Origin of the sequence: Flavisolibacter nicotianae (assembly GCF_003628535.1) — a bacterium.
Taxonomy (GTDB): domain Bacteria; phylum Bacteroidota; class Bacteroidia; order Chitinophagales; family Chitinophagaceae; genus Flavisolibacter; species Flavisolibacter nicotianae.
The window spans coordinates 194023-213596 of record NZ_RBCI01000005.1 but is presented as its reverse complement, the minus strand read 5'-3'; the positions used below and the strand labels follow the sequence as shown (position 1 = coordinate 213596).

Below are 19574 nucleotides of genomic sequence, written 5' to 3'. Positions count from 1 at the left end.
TGTCTCAGAAGGTTATCAATGCTCCCGGACCGGGAAAAAGAAAAGCTATGAAACAGATTTTCGTTTTTGTTTTTGTCTATGCAGGTGTCCTTTCCGCCTGCAACCAGCATCAAAAAGAGGAATCTCTTCAACAAAAAGAAACGCTGCTGCAGCAAAAGGAACAGGAGCTTCTTCTTAAAGAAAAAAAGCTCCAGGCCTGGGAAGAAGCGCTCAACATCCGCGACCAACACATGGACAGCACCCAGCGGCAGGATACCGCTCAACGCATCAACAACGCTTTGCCTGGCAACTGGAATGTACAAATGACCTGCGAAGAGACTACTTGTGCAGGTTCTGCAGTTGGCGATACCAAAAACGAGCAATGGTATTTTTCTTACGAATCAAATGCACTCGTGGTAAAAGCGACGGCCGACCAAAAACTCGTACGGGTCTACAACGGAACGAACACCGGCAATGCCATTGAACTGGAGGAAAGCAAACCTTCCACCGGTGCCGCAACACCCAGCAAGATAACCGTGCGCCTGCACATGACCGACGAAACGCACATGGAGGGGCAGCGGGAAATTGCACGGGGAAAGGAATGCAAGATCGTGTATGGAATGAAACTGGAAAAACAGTAAGCAAAAGGAGGAAAGAATGTATTTGTTGAGCGACCTGGATTTTTCCCTGCCCCTGACCAACCCGGTGATCATCTTTTCGCTGGTCCTGTTCATCATTTTGTTTGCGCCTATCCTGCTTAATAAAATCAGGGTACCCCATATCATCGGGCTGATCCTTGCAGGCATGATCATCGGTCCTTACGGCTTTAACCTGCTGCTTCGCGACAGCAGCATTGTATTGTTTGGGACAGTTGGATTGCTTTACATCATGTTCACGGCGGGCCTTGAAATCGACATGGAAGAATTCAGGAAAAACCGGCTGACCAGTTTCACCTTTGGTTTGTTTACGTTCTTCACGCCCATGCTGCTTGGCAGTGTTACCGTGCACTATTTATTGGATTTTAGCTGGCCAACAGCCTTGTTGCTCGCCTGTATGTTTGCCTCGCATACCCTGCTCGCCTACCCGATCGCCAGCAAATACGGATTGACACGGCTTCGTGCCGTGACGCTGACAATCGGCGGCACCATCATCACCGACATTTTTGCGCTGTTGGTACTCGCCGGAATAACAGGAATGGCGAGAGGCGATATTTCAACAGCATTTTGGATCCGTCTCGCGATTTCTTCCATCGTGTTTGGCTGCATTGTTTTCCTGTTGTTTCCGCTTGTGGCACGCTGGTTTTTTAAAAACTTCGAAGAACCGGTAGCCCAATACATTTTTGTGCTGGCCATGGTCTTCCTCGGTGCCTTTCTTGCGGAACTGGCCGGGCTGGAACACATCATCGGAGCTTTCCTGGCCGGGCTGGCTCTCAACCGCTTTATTCCACGGGCATCGGCACTGATGAACAGGATCGAGTTTGTGGGCAACGCCTTCTTTATTCCCTTCTTCCTCATTAGCGTGGGCATGCTCATCGACTTTAAAGTTTTGTTCAAAGGTCTTGGAGCCTTAAAAGTAGCGGTCGCCATGACGCTTTTGGGTGTTTTGTCCAAATACATTGCAGCCTACCTGACGCAAAAAACATTCAGGCTTTCTTCGCTTGACAGGAGTATGATCTTCGGCCTGAGTACATCAAGGGTTGGCGCTACGCTGGCTATTGTGCTGGTAGGATATAACATCATCATTGGCGAAACACCAGCCGGCGAACCCATACGCCTGCTGAACGAAGATGTGCTGAACGGAACGATCATCATGATCCTGATTACCTGTACCATCAGTTCGTTCGTCGTGGAAAAAACAGCCCGTGAAATGGCCCTGCAGCAAGAAGCGGAGGGATCGCCGGAACAAAGTACAACAGAACGGATACTGGTTTCACTTGCCTACCCCGAAACGGTCAACGAGTTGATTGATTTCAGCCTGATGCTGAAGCCGCGCCAAAGTGCGATCCCTATCTATGCACTCAATGTCGTCAGCGACGAAGGCAATGAAAGCAAGACAAAAGCAATGGCGCAGAAAATGCTCGACAAGGCGGTCGGTCATGCTGCCGCAACCGACCAGGTGATCATGCCCGTGATCCGTTTCGACGTGAGTATCAGCAACGGTATCATCTACACCTTGAAAGAGCAAAGCATTACAGACTTGATCATCGGTCTTCATCACAAAGCCAATCCAAAAAATTTCCTTGGTCCGATTGCCGAACGCATTTTAAAACACACGGCCGAAACGGTTTTTATTTACAAGGCTGTGCAGCCCTTCAACACGCTGAAACGAATGGTGGTGGTTGTAACGGCGAATGCCGAACTAGAACCGGGTTTTGGCCACTGGTTTCGAAAACTGGCCACCATTGCAAGGGAAACGGCTGCCAGCATCGATTTTTTCGCCAGCGAAGAAACGCTGCAGGAACTCCGCCACCAGCAGCAGGAACAGCAGGCCGAAGCAAAGTTTAGCTATAATGCATTTAATCACTGGGATGACTTCCTTGTCTTTTGCCGCGAAGTGAAAAAAAACGATTTGCTGGTGATTGTCTCTTCCCGCAAAGGGCATGTATCGTACCAGCCGGAGTCAGAGAAACTGCCGTATTACCTTTCCACCTATTTTACCGATAACAGTTTCATTCTTCTCTATCCACAACAGGTGGAAAGAGGCATGCAGATGGACGACGTGCAATACATTGACGGCACGCTGGCCGAAGCTATCTCCGACAAAGTCACGGCCGTTACCAAAACAAAGAGTTTATTGCAGTGGCTGAAAAAGAAACAGGCGAAGAAATGAGGCACCCCGCCCGCCTGTTTGGCGATGTTTTTCCGCCTCACGTTTTTTGCCCTTTCCGGCTATCGGCGCAAGCAAACCCGCGCCGGTGCTGCATTAAAATCGGATTAGAATTTCCCCGAAGACTTGGGTTCAAAAGCCGATATGGCCAATTTTGCCTTCATCAGTCGCCTGTTCAAAAGCATTTACGTGACATTTGAAATAACCATATCGTACAAAGACGGAAAAGCCTGCTTCCGGATCGATCAGGAAGGCGAAGGAATCTATACGGCTCACCTCGTGAGTTGGGAAGGCAGTGCAAGCAACCATCCACCGAAAAAAATTACGTTCATCAAAGTTGTACGCTGCTGGAGCGGCAGTATTGATGATGAAATCCTTGTGAATGTATTAGGAAGATGTATCGATACACGGAAACAGCAAAACGCCACGGTTAAAAACAAGGTGCATCAGCCTTCGGCGTAAAGTATGGCGCAAACAATTTCAGAATTGTCATTTCCTATTGGTATTCATGCACAGGCGATCGGCCATACTGTTTTTCTTTTGGCGGCATGATAGCAGGATGTGTGATACCGGGACTGTGAAAGATTGGTGGCAGAAAATATCCCATTACCTCTATAACACGATAACCTCCTATCGCACCGAAACGGGAATTATTCATTGATAGAGAAAGGGTGGCAGTCATCATATTTCCCTATGCAATGCGACGAAACAAAAGGTCCTGCATTTGCAGGACCTTACATATTTTGAATCGACAAACGTTATTTTACTCCTCTTGTATCAATCGCCCCTTTGAAATTGGGTGCATCGAGGGCTTTATTGCCGGAGAGAACGTCTGCATTTTGCGGAGCAGAGACCGACGGTTTTCCCGCAACGGCTAAACGGAACGCACCGGTTGTGATATAATTCACGGCGCTTGCCAACGAGGTCTCGGACAGGTCGCCCCAGTCTTTGTCAAGCCCGTCGGCCACCTGGTGATTCAGCGACAAGCCGCCGTAATAATTTCCTGTTCCATTTTTATTGACAGTGGCGAATGAAACAGGGAAAATATACCAGGACCCTTCCGGTACCGGGAAAAAGCCAACCGGTTTTCCATGGGTTTTGCTGGCACCCAGCAGCACGACGTCTGTATAAGGCTTTAAACTATTGATCAGGAGTTCGCTGGCCGAAGCCGTACTGTTACTTACAATAAACAGTAGACGGCTCAGGTTTAGCGAACCTTTTTTGCTGACATAGTCCGTGCTGTTGTATGCAGAATATTTGTCGTTGAATTTTTGCGTCAACATAACATCGCCGTTCGCCGAAGTCGGTGCAAGATAATCGGCCAGCTTTTCGGCCGCCGTCACATAGCCACCGCCATTGTAGCGTAGGTCCATCACAACATCCTGTACGTTTTCGCGGCTGAATCGGTTGAAAATGCGGTCAAACTCGCTGTACATTTTCGAGGTATCGCCAAGAAAGGAGCCGAAGGCAAAATAGCCGATCTTCTTCCCTCCGACCGTGTAGACGGAGTCAAGCACCACGGGATTTTCCTGGTAGCTCGCGGCGTTAAGGGAAAGATTAACGCTGGTTCCGTCAGGCTTTTGAAACGTGAACGAAGTCGCATTGCTTTGGTAAACATTCTGCACTATGAAATTGGCATTCGACGTTGTGATGTTGTTGCTGCCATTGATCTTGGTGATGCGCCAGCCGCGGCGCACACCGGCCAGCCCTGCAGGTGAGCTTTTTTCAACGGCCCTCACGCGGAGATCGCCTTCCTGCAGGAAGAAGACATTCAGCCCGAAGTCGGCTGAAACGCCTGAACTTAAATTGTCCCACTCCTGTTGACTCATGGCAAAGCTCCAGCGGTCCACCGGGTCGGTGAATCCCGGTTCGACTGAATATTGCCGGATCGCTGTCATGATGGCCGCCGGATCGGCATAGGAACGGGCATTGAATGTTGCAGGTATCTTGTCGTACCAGAGGTAAAGGTCTTTGGTTACCGTCAGTGTTGAATCCTTCCACCGGTCGGCATCGCTGGTCGTGCCGGTTGGCGACGGGTTGAGGTTGTTGGTAATCGCGTCCTCTTTTTTACAGGCCGCAAACAAGATTGCCAACGCAAGAAAAACGGGAATGGAGCGTTGAATTTGCATAGGTGATGTGTAAAGGGTTGATAACGGGCAACGAGGGTATGAAATTGCTCACAACCAGGCTTTTAACAACCACTAAACAAATGAATATGATCGTGTGGGCCGTACGGTGCTGACAGTTGAAATGGCCACTCAGCGGAAGCAAATTGCGGTTTCCCTCCAACTGCCTCAACGTGATGAAAGGCTATCCCGGTTCATGGTAAAGGAAAAATTTCAACGGTACCACTGTGATTTTATTTCGACTGAAAGGATTTCCTGCTGGAAAAGTGCGGCGTAACCCCTAATTTTAAAACGCTTGTGATTGAAAAGAAAAAATCCATCACCAACTGAAATCGATCTCCACTTATGAGGTATACTCTACTCCTGCTGTTTCTTGTGCTGGTAATCACCGGTTGCGAAAGCGACAGGTTCGACAAAGACAAACGACAGATCATTACCAAAGACGCTATTCGGAGCAAACTGCCGGCCCGGGCACGCAACTTTGATATTACGGCTTTCAGCGAAGACACCTTGCCGGTGTGGACGGACACGCTGGTGAAGCGCCCCATCCGGTACACCTTGCAGTTCATCTACACAGACTCCACAGGCGCCCTTCAAAACAGGACCGGTTACGCTATTTTTACCCCTGATGGAAAGTCGCTCATCGCATCGCAGATCGACAATTCTTCACCACAGAATCAATCAAACCAATGACCATGCGGCAACCTGCACCCCGTTTTCTTTCACTCGATGTCTTCCGCGGCATGACCATTTGCTTTATGATCATTGTGAACACGCCGGGAAGCGGAGCGGAACCATTTGCACCGCTGGAACATGCCAGGTGGCATGGCTTCACGCCGACCGATCTTGTCTTTCCCTCGTTTTTATTCGCTGTTGGAAACGCCATGAGTTTTTCCCTCGACAAATACAGGTCGCTGGGTTCCGGTGCTTTTTTGAAAAAAATCGTGCGGCGCACCGTCCTGATTTTCCTGCTTGGTTACCTGATGTACTGGTTCCCGTTTTTTGGTTTTGACGCCAGTCACCATATCGTGGCAGCGCCCATTGCCAACACACGAATCATGGGTGTATTGCAACGCATTGCCTTTTGTTATTTTTTTGCTTCGCTGTTCATTCATTACCTGTCCAAACGGGTGGTGGCAATTGTCAGCATAGCGCTATTACTCGGCTACTGGCTCCTGCTCGTTTTATTCGGTGACCCTACGCAACCTTACAGTCTCCTGGGTAACGCGGGCCTTTATTTCGATACCTTTCTGATGGGCACCAGGCACCTGTACCACGGCGAAGGTGTGCCTTTCGACCCCGAAGGCTGGCTCAGCACCTTGCCAGCCGTTGTCAATGTAATTGCCGGGTACACGGCTGGCCGATTCATTCAGGCGCATGGCAAAAATTATGAAACGCTGTCGAAACTGATGCTCACCGGGGCGCTGGCCATTTTCGTAGCGCTTTGGTGGAACATGGTCTTCCCGATCAATAAAAAGCTGTGGACGCCGCCTTTTGTTTTGCTGACCTCCGGCATTGACCTTTTTTTAATCTCCGGCCTTCTCTATATCATCGAAATCAAACAGGTACAGAATCGCTGGTGGACAAATTTCTTTGTCGTTTTTGGAAAAAACCCGCTGTTTATCTATCTGCTGTCGGAGCTTCTGGTAACTGTACTCTTTATGATCCCCGTGGGTAAACAATCCTTATTTGGCTGGGTGAATAAAGTTCTCTTCCAGGTGATCGCACCGGGTGCCGTGGGTTCCTTGCTTTTTGCGCTCAGCTACATGCTGTTTTGTTGGAGCATCGGCCTGTGGCTGAACAAGCGAAAAATCTATATCAAAGTGTAATCACCGGCAGACAATGCCAGAAACCGATTTCCCCTTTTTCAAATACAGTTAGCCATGCCAAACAATCACAACCAGAATTCGCGACGATCGTTTTTAACCAAACTTACCCGGGGCGTGGTTGGCGCCACCCTGTTTCCCTCTATTGTGACAGCCAGGGACCAGCAACGGAACATAACGGAATTTCTGCAGCGTTCGCAAAAATTTTCGGCCAATGACCACCTGCAGATCGCACTGATCGGTGCCGGAGGAATGGGAACAGCCGATACAAATACAGCCATCACGGTTCCCGGTGTAAAACTGATGGCCGTCTGTGACCTGTACGACGGCAGGCTTGCTGATGCCAAAAGCCGTTGGGGTGCTTCTATCGACACCACCCGCGATTTCCGTGAAATCCTGGACCGCAAAGACATTGATGCGGCGATCATTGCCACACCCGACCACTGGCACAAAGACATTTCGGTAGCTGCCATGAACAAAGGCAAACATGTCTATTGCGAAAAACCAATGGTACATGATATTTCCGAAGGTGCTGCTGTTGTTGCGGCACAAACAAAAAACGGCGTTGTGTTCCAGGTGGGAAGCCAGGGATTGAGTTCGCTGGGAAACGAAAAAGCCAGGGAACTGCTCAGGGATGGCGCCATCGGCAAGCTGAATTATGCCGAAGGCTTTTGGGCCCGCATGTCACCGTCCGGCGCCTGGCAATACCCGATTCCGGCCGATGCATCACCGCAAACCGTTGGATGGGATGCCTTCCTTGCCAACACGACTAAACGGCCGTTTGATGCAACCCGCTTTTTCCGCTGGCGCAACTACCGCGACTACGGCACAGGCGTATCGGGGGATTTGTTTGTGCACCTTTTTTCCAGCCTGCACATGATTACCGGCTCCATGGGACCGAATAAAGTGATGGCCACCGGCGGACTTCGTTACTGGAAAGACGGACGCGAAGTTCCGGACATCATGCTTGGCATGTTCGACTACCCGGAAACGGCCGCCCATCCGGCTTTCAACCTTTCACTCCGGGTGAATTTTGTGGATGGCACAGGAGGAACCAATTACCTGCGCATGGTGGGCAGCGAAGGATCGATGACGGTGGAATGGGACAAGGTAACTCTCTACCGGAATGCCCCCACAGCTGATGCCAACGATCCGCTGGCAAAAACAAAAGCCAATGGTACGCAGGGGAAAGAATTCATTTATGACCGCAAGGCCATGCTGCCACCGGAAAAAATGGAATACACCGCACAAGCCGGCTACAAAGGTGCTCACTTCGACCATTTTTACAACTGGGTAACGGCAATCCGAAACCAGGGCAAGGTGACTGAAAATTCGCTGTTCGGTTACCGTGCCGCAGCGCCGGCCTTGCTCTGCAACGACAGCTATTTTAAAAACCGGATCATTGAATGGGACCCTGTTAACCTGAAACTTGTAAACACGTAATATTTTTTTTCATGAGACAACACCTGATTTTTTTTCTTGTGCTTTTTTGCAGTTGCGCTTCGTCGCAACAGGCATCGGACAACCAGCTTTCAAAAACCCGCGAACAGGATGGCTGGAAGCAGTTGTTTGACGGGAAAACACTAAACGGCTGGCGAACATATCAAAATAAACCGGCCGACTCCTGGTCGGTAAAAGAGGGCACCTTGTATTGCAAGGGGCAATCGGCAGATAATAGCAGCAAACGGGCTGACTTGATCACCCTGCAAGAGTTCGAAAATTTTGACCTCGAACTCGACTGGAAAATTTCACCGCAAGGAAACAGCGGTATACTTTACATGGTGATGGAACAATATCCTGCCGCTTATTTAAGCGGACCGGAATACCAGATCATTGACGACCTGCACTTTCCGCAAAAATTGGAGTCGTGGCAAAAGACGGCTGCCAACTACGCCATGGATACGGCTTCCGAAATGGCCGCCAAACCTGTTGGCGAATGGAACCACGCACGAATCCTGGTTAATCATGGTCATGTCGAGCATTGGCTAAATGGCAAAAAGGTGGTGGACTACCAATTGTGGACAGACGAATGGAAGCAAAAGAAAGCGGCCGGCAAATGGAAAGATGCGCCGGGTTACGGCCAGTCGAAAAAAGGCCATATTGCCTTGCAGGATCATGGCAGCGAAGCCTGGTTCAGGAACATCCGAATCAAAGAACTGTAGACCATTCTTCTGAATTTTCAGAACGAAATAACTAGATTTCAATCTCTTTCAATTCGCCTGTTTTTTTCCTGAGAGGCTAGTCTTAATCTAAACAAGTCCATCCTCCCCTTTTGTGAAAAACAGGCGGATTTTTCTTTTGATCCGCAGCAACAAATACATCGTTCGGCAAATAACTAACCGCAGCTCTTTCGATTTTCTTCTCTACACGAACAAATCATTTCGCGTAAACTTCACGAAAGATTGACATTGCAGCATAGTCAATTTTTCGTTTTCGCTTTCGTACAGATCTTCCAAATTGCCTGTTCTTTTTAAGGGTATCCAAAGGCCTTTGGGCTTTCAATCATATTTACGCAAGGCTTGTCTGAAAAAAATCCTTACTTTAGACGAAGCCATTTCAATCCCTGTTATCCTCCCAAAACGTCACCGCGCTTTCCATATGAAATAGAGGAGTAAACCTTCTGCCGTCTGTACTTTCTTTAAACGAATGGCAACGGAACTTCACTCAACCCAGTCTCCGCACCCGTCAAAACAAAGCCATCTCCTCATTTCAAATACCACACGCTATGCATCGAAACCTGCATGCATTTATCACGGCTTTTCTGCTCCTGACATCCGCTTCTTTGCTTTATGCGCAGACGCTGCCACCGCCCGTTTCCGGAAAGACGTCGATTAACCAATACCTCATTTACGCCGAGGGAAATCACACCAGCATGGCCGACTCAATCAATTTCGGTGTGCGTGTCTTCGACAAGGCCGTTCTCAGCGGAGGCCTGGTCGGCAGCAATTTTTATGTGGGTATCGGTACGGGAAATACCATTACATCAGGCATCTACAGCGGCAACCGGATTTCCGTGACTTCTGGTAACACTATCGGGGGCAACCTGGCGGCCCGGAACAATGCCGGTGTGTCGTTCAGGGTCATCACTGTGGGTTCCGGCAACAACCAGATCGGAACAACCAGTCCCCAGGCGGGCGGCATTTTGCAGGCAAGAGGAACTGCATTTGTTGCAACGTCGGCCGGCAACACGGTGCAGGGGCCGGTCTATATCCAGCAGCCGTATACCTATTCCGGTCCGGCTCCTGTTAGAGGAGCACCGGTTTTCAAAGCAAGTCTCGACATGCCAACACTCCCATTGCTGCCGGATACTAATAAGTTTCAGGCCTACGGAACCAAGAACGTCACCACCACGACCAACTTAAACCCGGGCAACTACCGCGATTTGTCGCTCAGCGGCAAGAACACGATCACGTTTAACACGCCGGGTGTCTATGTTTTCAAATCCATTAAAACAACAGGTAAAAACAAATTCAATTTTGTCATTCCAGCCAATTCAACCGACAATTACCGCATTTACATCCACGAGGATGTGGACCTGGGCCCGATGGAAGTCACCATCAACAATGCCGGTGCCGACGCCAATGGCAACTTTCCGCTCGCCTCCCGTATCTACACCGAGATTCATGGTAAAGGAAGTACAGTCCCTGGTGGCAATGCCTTTCGCATAAAAGACACGGCACGTTCGGTGGGCATTTCATCTTCCTGGGCCGGCACCATTTACGCTCCCAAAGGAAGCATTGTCATTGGCTCCAGCAACAGTACGGATTCGTACACAGCTTTTTTCGGAGCCCTGTGGAGCAAGACCAAAATTTTGATCGGCAATGGTGTTCGTGTCAGCTATGTACCATCTTCTTTCGTAACATCCGTTATCGATCCTTATTACCCGCCACCAAACAATGGCAAGGTTTACGAAAAGATCGGGTCAGAACTAACGATCCTGAGCGACAATACCAGCCAGGGCTCCTCCTTGTCGACTGATATTTTCCGCATTGACGAGACGACAGACAAAGTGCTGATCGAAGTCATTGCCATAACGCCCAATGATGCAGCGCTGCTGACCTTCCTCCAAAGCCTTGGCTTCGATCTTGTTTCCAGTGCGCCGGACAACCTGGTGCTGACAGGTTATTTTCCAATTGCCAACCTGACGTCGCTAAACGGCCGGACGGATATCGATTATGTAAGGCCCTTGTTTGAACCGTTAAGCAACAGTGGCCAGGTCACCACGCTTGGCGACACGACGATGAAATCGAACGCCGTGCGGTCCCGCTTTGGTATTGAAGGAAACGGTGTCACGGTCGGCATTCTTTCAGATAGCTACGACACCCGTGGCGGGGCGGAAAATGACCGCCAGCAGGGCGACGTCCCATCCGACCTTGTTGTAGCAAGAGAATTTCCCGGTCTCCGTTCCGACGAGGGACGGGCCATGGCGCAGGTTGTCTACGACGTAGCGCCGCAGGCAAAACAGGTGTTCCGGACGGGCTGCATCAGCCCCCTGGATTTGGCACAAGGCATTCAGCAAATAGCGCTTCCACCGTATAACTGCAAAGTGATTGTTGACGATATCACTTACATCACCGAGCCCTTTATGAGAGACGGATTCGTGGCCCAGGCGGTGAACAACGTTGTCGCCAACAATGGAGTAACGTATTTTACTGCAGCCGGAAATTTTGGTTCTAAATCGTTTGAAGCCACTTTTACCCCGTTAACCGGTGCGACACTTCCGACCGGCATTTCAGGCACAGCGCACAATTTTGGCGGTACTATCCAACAGAAAATTCATCTAAAAAAAGGCGCTTACACCATCGTGCTGCAATGGGACAACCCCTTTTATTCGCTTGGAGGCAACACCGGTGCCACGGTTGATCTGGATATTTACCTGGTGAAACCGGATGGCAGTTATTTTGGCTTTAACCGCAACAACCTCACTGGCGACCCGTTTGAAGTACTGCCTTTTACCGCAAACGAAGAAACCGACGCCAGCCTGCTGGTTGTCCGTGATGGCGGAACGGCCAACGTCAAATTTAAATACGTCGTGTTCAGGGGTGAGGCAACGATTTATAATTATCCCGGCGCTTCCACCATTGTTGGACAGGGTAATGCGCAAAACGCCATGACCGTTGGTGCGATGTTGTATGGCAATGTGAACAACATTGTTCCTGATTATCCAAGCGTCGCCTCGTTCTCTTCCCGCGGCGGCACCGAGGTCAATGGCGCTGTTCGCCAGAAACCAGACCTGATCGGCCCGAACGGTGTCAACACAACCGTGACCCTGAATTCAGACCCGGCAACAAACATAGATGGCGACCCCTATCCCAATTTCTTCGGCACATCGGCAGCTGCCCCGCACGTGGCTGCGGCTGCAGCGCTTTTCATTGAGGGCAAGCGGAAATTCAACCTACAGCCAGTGATTACCCCGGCCGAAGTCAGGGATGCGTTGACATCGACAGCCAGGGATCTCCACGAAGCAGGTTTTGATTTCAAGAGCGGTTATGGTGCCGTGCAGGCAGACGGAGCGATGCTGACGATCGCCAATGCTCGCCCCATTCTCCTCTCCCTGATCCCGCCGGCAGGCCTAACACCTTCCAATACGGCGCCTTTCCAGTTGCGGGTCAAAGGAAAATATCTCAATGCAAAAACAAAGATTTACCTGCGGGGAACAGAACTTCCCACCGCCTTCGTCAACACCGAAGAATTGACGACCACCATTTCGGGTTCGATCAGCGATGATCCCCCGATCCAGTTATTCAACTCGGCGAAAAGCGTCAGCGGTCTTGATGGCGGCTTATCGGAATCGCTGTTTTTCTTTAGCACCCGCCAAAATGTGACGGTTATCGCCGATAATAAAACCAAGAAATTCGGAGAAGCCTTGCCAGCCTTTACCGCGACCATTCTGGTTGATGGTGTTCCGTTGGAAAAATCCGGTGTTACACTGTCCGACTTAAAACTTGACGGCACCAACCTGGGTTTCAGTACACTCGCTACACCGACGAGTGGTGTTGCCAATTACAGCATTACGCCTTATCGCACCGTCCCGCTGGATCCCAACAAAACTTTGGACGCTGCCATTTTGAAAAAGTATTATTTCACCTTCCTGTCCGGCACACTGACGATTCAAAAGTTGCAGGTGAAGATCACGCCGCGCAGCCAGACAGTCACCTACGGTGAATATGTTGGTGGAATAAGATACGATTATGACTTTGGCACAACAGCGGTCGTAAGTACACTGCTCAATGACATTGACAAAGCTTACAAAACAAACCTGGCTGGCAATACATTGGTCGTTTTGAACGGCGTTTCGCTGCCGCTTTCGGCTGCAAATACTGCTGTGCTGAACAATATGAGCATCATGGCCAGTTTCCAGTCGGTAAGGAATGCACGGAAGTACTTTATTCAAAACGGGCAGATGGTGCCCCTGACGGGTACGATTTCCGTTGATCAAACGAAGAATGAACGTTTCCTTGTTGATTTGCCGGCACAATCCCTGGTAAATTACAGCACAAACCCGGCAAGCATTTACCTGGTTAACACGCCACCAGACAACAAAGCGAGGGGCCTTGTTGGCGCCAATGCCCTGGCCAATGGCAATGCACACGCAGCACTGCCCAACGGAAGCCTGCTGCCGCTTGTAAACGGCCAACTGCTTTCGATGGTGAACGGGCAGCTCCAGGCCATTGTAAGCGGTACGCTGCTTGCGCTGGTCAATGGTTCGTATGTTCCGGCACAGGACATGGTCATGCACAACGGGCAATTACTGGCCATCATTAATGGTACCTGGATGAGCATTACAAACGGGCAGATACTGGCGGTTGTAAATGGGGAGAACGTACGAATAGACCTGAGCTTCCAAAACGGGCAGTTGCAAGCTGTGATCAACGGCCAGTTACCCATGTCGTTGGTGAATGGCCAGCTCCAGGCTATCGTAAGCGGCCAATTGATCGCCCTTGTCAATGGCCAGCTTCAAAGCGTTGTAAACGGCCAGTTGATGCCACTCGTAAACGGCCAACTGGAAGCGGTTGTGAACGGCCAGTTACAATCTGTCGTTAACGGGCAAATTCTTGCAGTCGTAAATGGGCAGCTGGCAGTCGCTTCTTACGTCGTGGTACAAAACGGGCAAATCCTGGCTATGGTGAACGGCCAGCTACAACCAGTTATCAACGGGCAATTGCTTTCGGTTGTCAACGGCCAGTTGGTTGCGATGGTCAACGGCCAGTTGATGGCAGTGATCAATGGCCAACTCACATTTGTACTCTTCACCAACAGCCAGTTGCAGGCAGTTGTGAACGGCCAGTTGCAACCCCTCGTAAACGGGCAACTGGAAGCGGTTGTGAACGGTGTCCTACAGGCGCTGGACAGTTATACGATCATTAACGGCCAGTTGCAGGCATCGGTCAATGGGCAGAGCTATACGATGGTCAACGGCCAACTGCAGGCTTTGATCAACGGCCAATTGCAACCTTTGGTAAATAACAACGGCGGATTGTCGCCAATGAACAATGGCAATGCGGCCGTCGTCATCGATGGCGATGACCTGGTCTTGCAGAATGGCGCTCTTGGCGGCCAGTTTGCCACCAATATGATTACCGGCCTGTCCGTCGGTATGCAGAAGCTCATACCTGGCGCTTTCATCGATCCGAATTACGACGTGTCTTACGGAATGGGTGACGTGACTATTTTACCGGCACCGGTAACTGTAGATGCCGACTGGAAGTTTATTTACGAAAACTCACCGGCACCCGCTCAATCATTCTACTCATCAACCATCAGGGGGCTGCAATACAACGATCCGCAAGGATTGATTACGGGGATCAACTATTCGCTGAAACCCAATTATACCGGTGCCCCGGGTGTTTATGTCATCTACCCGTCCGTACCAAAATTGCTCTATGGAAATTATTATGTCGCTTTTCTCGACACAGGCCGGCTTTATGTGGATCCTTTCAGTAAAAATGCGAAGAAAATCGTCATCCAGCGTGAGTGTGTAAGAGCTCTTACAGCAAGTGAAATTGCCGCCTACGCACCGTATGGCTATCGCTACCAGGCAACATATTCATACGTCAACAAGAATCCAACACCGGTCTATATTCCGAAAGGTCCCGACAACTACCTCACTATCGATGCCGGTGGCACTTTCGACAATAATCTGCCGGAAGTTTTCGAACCCGGTACGTACTACGTTTACGTCTTGTTCAGTGGCCAAAAAATGTACTGGCTGGTGCGGTCGATGGACTCGGACCATAAAACGGCAATAACGAGTGACGTAGACTCCAGTGCGCAGAAATGCGCTGCCACCACAACCGGTGTCAGTCCGGGTGCGATACGGGATACACTGACAAAACAAACCACGACTTTGGTTTACCCCAATCCTGCGCACGGCAGGGTAAGCCTGCAACTGCCTTCGACGATCGACGCGACAAATGAAGTCATCATTTTCGATGCAGCCGGCAAAACCTACGGGAAAATGTCGTCCAAGAGAATCGGCGACCAATTGATAGAACTGAATGTTTCGTCGCTACCGGTGGGAATTTACCTTGCCAGGGTAAAAACAAAGACCGGCTACCACACGATGCGTTTCACCAAGTTGTAAAACAATTCTATAAAAGGCAGGCAGGGTCAACTTTGACTATGCCTGCCTTTTTTTGTTTGAAATGGCAGACACATCAGGGAAATTCATTTTTATATACCCTGCACACTAGTGCTGTATTGAGGCAGTCAGTCAGAAACTTTTTGACATTCATACAACCACCGTATACATCAAAATGAAAGGATGCAGTTTATAAAATTGTTGACCTTACACAAGGAGATTAATTGTGCTTTGCTAGAGATTAAGCAAACGAAGGAAAGTGTGATCCGGAAAAAAGAAGGGGAAAGAAAGAAGTTGACTGATACTGAATTTTACAGTTGGTTTTTCTTCGAATGTGTTTGGATTTCTTTGGTAAAAAGGTCTACCGGACGGTTTTCAAGGATAAACTGGCAATTTTCGCAGGATTGGATTTTTGATTGCGTAATCAATCAACTTCTGCATCAAACCTATTGCAATTAAGCGTCCTCGGCAAGAGAAAAATCACCCGATTTTTATCGTATATCAACGTGATCGGGCATCGTAAATCATGCATTGGCGACCGTATTTTTCCGATGTAAATAAAAAGGCCGCATAGAAATGCAGCCTCGTTTTAAATCCAATATCCTATGAAAAACCAGGACAAGATTAGCTGGAGAAATTCATATTTGCAAGTACTGAGACAAAAACATTTGTAAAGGTTTCATTTTCGCTTTTACAGTACATGCTATTCCAGTGCAACCGTCATCGAACAATCAAAACCCCATTGGCATACACGCCCAAAACGCCGTTAGGATAAATCAATTGCCGCGAAGGAAATCCCTGCTTTGTTACCTGCAATATTCTGTCATCAGTCATTTTTTGACGGCTATACGCTTTGCACCGCGAAAGCAATTTGTTACCAGTAAGCCATGCGAACATTGCTGATTGACGCTGCCCGAACAAAAAGCAGGATTTTATGCGCATGAACTAAGGAAACGCCCCGGGAAAGCGGAGATTAACGGAATAGGTCAAGAATAATAAACCCGCAATTAAAAGAAAGGAAGGCGGCAGCGCACAACCATTTGGTAACAGAGAGCAGCACCCATGGAGCGAGTTTCCGTCACTGGTTATATGGAGAAAAGACAGGCATTGTAAACCACTTCTTCGGGCAGACAATTCACCCTGACGTATATGTGTGAAAAAAATTTCTCAACAAGGGCCAATTTTTGTTGTACACGCCGTTCAGTCCTTTGTTAAGAAACGTTAAAAAACCAGCCGCTATTGATTAACACACCGGACCATTTTCCGCTACTCAAAACGGGTCGACCGTTTCCAACAGGCAATTTTTTGGGTCGTACCCAAAGAGCAGTGCAAAATTGGCCGTTTCATTATTTTAACTTTAAGGATCGGCAGAATGTTTGTAACTTACTAATAGAGTTTAAAGAATATAGTTTAGGGCTCCTGTTTCTACAGGGGCCCTTTTATTTTTTGAATAATTGGCCTGTCCCCCTTATAAAAAAGACTTACTAACAACATTCATTTACTTGGGTTATAAGGGTTCGGAACCGGCATGTAGCACAAAAGCGCCGATATTCCATTTTGCAGCCTGCAGCCCAACCCGCACGCCATTGGGCCACGAACTTGGCGGTGCCAGAGCCTTATTGTACAATTTCCCGAACGAAAACCCTGTCCCGATTGCCGGCGATGAAAGACGCAAACGAAAATCAACGGGTGATTCGAACATCGGGTCACCAAAACGATTTCCGTCGGCCACATCGCCGTAAATGCTGCGTCCATACGCATTCAGGCGGTCAACGGTCATATAGGCGGATTTTCCTTCCACACGGATGTCGTGAAAAACAGCTTCGGAGTTTGCGCTATAAAGGAGGTTATTGCGGTAAATATTTCCGCCAATGTTTTTTCCTTTTGTTGGCTCAATTGCCAGTTGTACGTATTTCATGGCATTCGTTCCAACTCTACCGTTGTTAGCAAGGATGTTATTGGCAATGAGATTACCCCTGACCTGGCCATAGTGCGGATCGTCGGCAGAACTGAGCGTAATGCCTGCCTCGTCGCAATTGACGATCGTATTCCCAACGATTTTCATATCCTGCGCACCGGTATACCCATAGGGTGTGATCATGATCCCCTGCCCTACACCATACCACAGTTCCGGCAACGGCGAATTCCGGATATTGGAAACCAGGTTGTACGAAAACTCGGCACCATTGCACTCCACCTGGTTGCGAACAGGCAGGCTGTCGAACCAATTGTAATGGACAACTATATTCTCAGTCCGGTGCCAGCGTCGACTGTCGAGTCCAAGGCCGCGGCAATAGTCAACATTGGCGGCTTTACAAAGATTTCGCCGGATATCGATATTGGAAACCGTACGGCCATTCAGCAGGGCAGCCACCGGCGGAACCGTATCATTGGCCTGATCGCTGATATCGGAAAGCTCTATATCGCTGTGCCCCCAGTCGTGGATGTAATTTCCGTCGATCAGCCAGTTGTGGCAGCCTGTGTACATCGCAATACCGTCCTGGATTCCATTTTGATACAGAAAATAATCCTGCACTTTGTCACCGGAACTGATCTCGCAATTGGAGATGGTCACATTGTCGGCCCTGGTAAAACCGCGTATGCCGCAGTGGCCTGCATCCAAGCCTATGCTGCAATTCCGGATAACAATATCATCTACCACCGACAAATCGATCGACCCGCCGGAGCTTCCCTGGATATCCAGGTTTTCCAACACAAGGTGGCTTACACCAAAGAGATTAAGGGTTCCGGTTTCATCACTCGGATAGTCGATCGCCTTATAATACGTCGCAGGGTTGGACGGCGCATAGACATAGAGGATCATAAAATCCGAAAGGTAGGAGAATCGCCTTGTGCTGCTGATAGCGTTACTGTCTTTTGCCCGCTGGTACTCGATGCCATCGAGCCATACCCGGTAACTTTTATTGGTCGGCGAACGGTAGGTGTAGGCCCAGGTGGTCGGGGCGATTTTGCGCCAGCGCGACGGATTTTTCCAATCAGGAAAAGCTGTCCGCGTTGTGATCACAGGTTTGGAACCCGTTCCGTAAGCACCCACATAAATTGGCCGACCCGCCAGGCCGGATTGCCTGATGGTAACGGCTCCTTTCCATTTGCCGCCACGCTGGAACAGCACACTGTCGCCAGCCTGCAGGCGCAATGCATTCACTGCTTGCAGAGGCGTGTCAGCATGGATGTAATAAACGTTTCCCGCCTGTTTGTGCTCAACGCGGAAGCCTGCTTTCATAAAGCAAATACCCGCCAGCGCCAATGTGAGTAATGCAAGCGCCAGCAGCAACTTTTTTCCCCGTACGATTTTTTTTTGCATCAGAATCAATGTTTGCAAACCAAAACGATCTGCCGATTAAACCTATAAAAAAATCCCGCAGAAGCAGAATGAAAGTGAAATAGGCGCATCAAATCCTTTGTCCTCCCAGAATATTGAGTCGAAACAACAAGAATGCAGGCATGGCTTCTCCTCGTCCAAAATTGCTTACACAACCGGCCGTGCCGGCGCAATCCCCGGCAGCAGATTTAGTAAGTCGTCGAAACCGGAGAGTTGCCATTCGCTGCTTTTTACGTCGCCAAAACCATAAGCAGCATAAACAAACGTCACACCTGCTTTTTGGGCTGCATCCTGGTCCCATTTTGTGTCACCGATATAAACAGGATGTTGCAACCCGTTGCGTTCTCTGACCAGGCGGATATTCTCAGCCTTCGGCAGGCCCGAATTTCCAGACGATTCAAAATCTGTAAACAGGGCCTCCAAACCGGAAAAGGAAACAAAATTTTCGATGTACCCGGACAGGCAATTGCTTACGATAAAAAGTGGGTAATGCTTTTTCAGAACCGGGAGGATCTCTTTGACCTGCGGATATAAGCGACCACCGTATTGATGCAGGAATTCCATTTCCTTTATTTTATATAGTGCAAGCAGTTCATGCTGCGCTTCAGCAGTCAGAAAAGAAAGATGGTGATTAAAAATCGATTCGATTCGCATGCCAGAAAAAGAACGAATCGTTGGTTCATCAAACCGGCATGACTCGTGGCCTAACTGGCGGAACGCTGCATTCCATGCCTGGCTACAGGCGCTGGACGCGTCCCACAAAGTCCCGTCAAGATCAAAAATCAGCCCGTCAATTAATTGCATTTTCATTTCTTATTCTATTTCAAATTTTGGTCACGGCCCCTGTTTCATAATCAATCGGCTGTACATAAACCACCGAATGGTAAACGCAA

The 19574-nt window shown here is 49.3% G+C and carries 11 protein-coding genes; 8 read left to right on the top strand and 3 right to left on the bottom strand.

Going from position 1 to position 19574, the window contains the following annotated elements; translation table 11 throughout:
* The first annotated feature begins 47 nt into the window (after positions 1-47).
* The 3 genes from D6024_RS15630 to D6024_RS15620 all read left to right on the top strand — a co-directional run bounded on the left by D6024_RS15630 (position 48) and on the right by D6024_RS15620 (position 3267).
* Positions 48-620, top strand: coding sequence for a hypothetical protein (locus tag D6024_RS15630; RefSeq protein WP_121355579.1), 573 nt, complete (start codon positions 48-50; stop codon positions 618-620).
* Positions 621-636: 16 nt separating this feature from the next.
* The gene (locus D6024_RS15625) at positions 637-2808 is read left to right on the top strand and encodes a cation:proton antiporter (RefSeq protein WP_121355578.1); all 2172 of its coding nucleotides are present in this window, start codon (positions 637-639) and stop codon (positions 2806-2808) included.
* 141 nt (positions 2809-2949) lie between these two features.
* The gene (locus tag D6024_RS15620) at positions 2950-3267 is read left to right on the top strand and encodes a hypothetical protein (protein ID WP_121355577.1); all 318 of its coding nucleotides are present in this window, start codon (positions 2950-2952) and stop codon (positions 3265-3267) included.
* 296 nt (positions 3268-3563) lie between these two features.
* Here the strand turns inward: D6024_RS15620 and D6024_RS15615 are convergent, their stop codons facing one another.
* Complete coding sequence (locus tag D6024_RS15615; RefSeq protein ID WP_121355576.1) at positions 3564-4934, bottom strand: S41 family peptidase; 1371 nt, start codon at positions 4932-4934, stop codon at positions 3564-3566.
* Between the two features lie 342 nt (positions 4935-5276).
* Between D6024_RS15615 and D6024_RS15610 the strand changes: the two genes are divergently transcribed.
* The 5 genes from D6024_RS15610 to D6024_RS15590 all read left to right on the top strand — a co-directional run bounded on the left by D6024_RS15610 (position 5277) and on the right by D6024_RS15590 (position 15341).
* Positions 5277-5624 (top strand): hypothetical protein, encoded by a 348-nt coding sequence (locus D6024_RS15610; protein ID WP_121355575.1) that lies wholly within the window; start codon positions 5277-5279, stop codon positions 5622-5624.
* Between the two features lie 2 nt (positions 5625-5626).
* Positions 5627-6760, top strand: a complete 1134-nt coding sequence (locus D6024_RS15605) for an acyltransferase family protein (protein ID WP_121355574.1) — start codon at positions 5627-5629, stop codon at positions 6758-6760.
* 54 nt (positions 6761-6814) lie between these two features.
* On the top strand, positions 6815-8200 hold the full coding sequence (locus tag D6024_RS15600; RefSeq protein WP_121355573.1) for a Gfo/Idh/MocA family protein: 1386 nt from the start codon (positions 6815-6817) through the stop codon (positions 8198-8200).
* Between the two features lie 11 nt (positions 8201-8211).
* Positions 8212-8919, top strand: coding sequence for a 3-keto-disaccharide hydrolase (locus tag D6024_RS15595; RefSeq protein ID WP_121355572.1), 708 nt, complete (start codon positions 8212-8214; stop codon positions 8917-8919).
* A 563-nt stretch (positions 8920-9482) separates the two neighbouring features.
* The gene (locus tag D6024_RS15590; RefSeq protein ID WP_121355571.1) at positions 9483-15341 is read left to right on the top strand and encodes a S8 family serine peptidase; all 5859 of its coding nucleotides are present in this window, start codon (positions 9483-9485) and stop codon (positions 15339-15341) included.
* Between the two features lie 1504 nt (positions 15342-16845).
* Here D6024_RS15590 and D6024_RS15580 read toward each other — a convergent pair.
* Positions 16846-18663, bottom strand: a complete 1818-nt coding sequence (locus D6024_RS15580) for a right-handed parallel beta-helix repeat-containing protein (protein ID WP_121355569.1) — start codon at positions 18661-18663, stop codon at positions 16846-16848.
* Between the two features lie 165 nt (positions 18664-18828).
* Positions 18829-19491 (bottom strand): HAD family hydrolase, encoded by a 663-nt coding sequence (locus D6024_RS15575; RefSeq protein WP_121355568.1) that lies wholly within the window; start codon positions 19489-19491, stop codon positions 18829-18831.
* Between the last annotated feature and the right edge of the window lie 83 nt (positions 19492-19574).

Bases quoted from the DNA above. Each gene is read 5' to 3' on its own strand.
- D6024_RS15590 (WP_121355571.1), top strand. From the start codon at position 9,483: ATGCATCGAAACCTGCATGCATTTATCACGGCTTTTCTGCTCCTGACA.
- D6024_RS15625 (WP_121355578.1), top strand. From the start codon at position 637: ATGTATTTGTTGAGCGACCTGGATTTTTCCCTGCCCCTGACCAACCCG.
- D6024_RS15595 (WP_121355572.1), top strand. From the start codon at position 8,212: ATGAGACAACACCTGATTTTTTTTCTTGTGCTTTTTTGCAGTTGCGCT.
- D6024_RS15575 (WP_121355568.1), bottom strand. From the start codon at position 19,491: ATGAAAATGCAATTAATTGACGGGCTGATTTTTGATCTTGACGGGACT.
- D6024_RS15610 (WP_121355575.1), top strand. From the start codon at position 5,277: ATGAGGTATACTCTACTCCTGCTGTTTCTTGTGCTGGTAATCACCGGT.
- D6024_RS15615 (WP_121355576.1), bottom strand. From the start codon at position 4,934: ATGCAAATTCAACGCTCCATTCCCGTTTTTCTTGCGTTGGCAATCTTG.
- D6024_RS15605 (WP_121355574.1), top strand. From the start codon at position 5,627: ATGCGGCAACCTGCACCCCGTTTTCTTTCACTCGATGTCTTCCGCGGC.
- D6024_RS15580 (WP_121355569.1), bottom strand. From the start codon at position 18,663: ATGCAAAAAAAAATCGTACGGGGAAAAAAGTTGCTGCTGGCGCTTGCA.
- D6024_RS15630 (WP_121355579.1), top strand. From the start codon at position 48: ATGAAACAGATTTTCGTTTTTGTTTTTGTCTATGCAGGTGTCCTTTCC.
- D6024_RS15600 (WP_121355573.1), top strand. From the start codon at position 6,815: ATGCCAAACAATCACAACCAGAATTCGCGACGATCGTTTTTAACCAAA.
- D6024_RS15620 (WP_121355577.1), top strand. From the start codon at position 2,950: ATGGCCAATTTTGCCTTCATCAGTCGCCTGTTCAAAAGCATTTACGTG.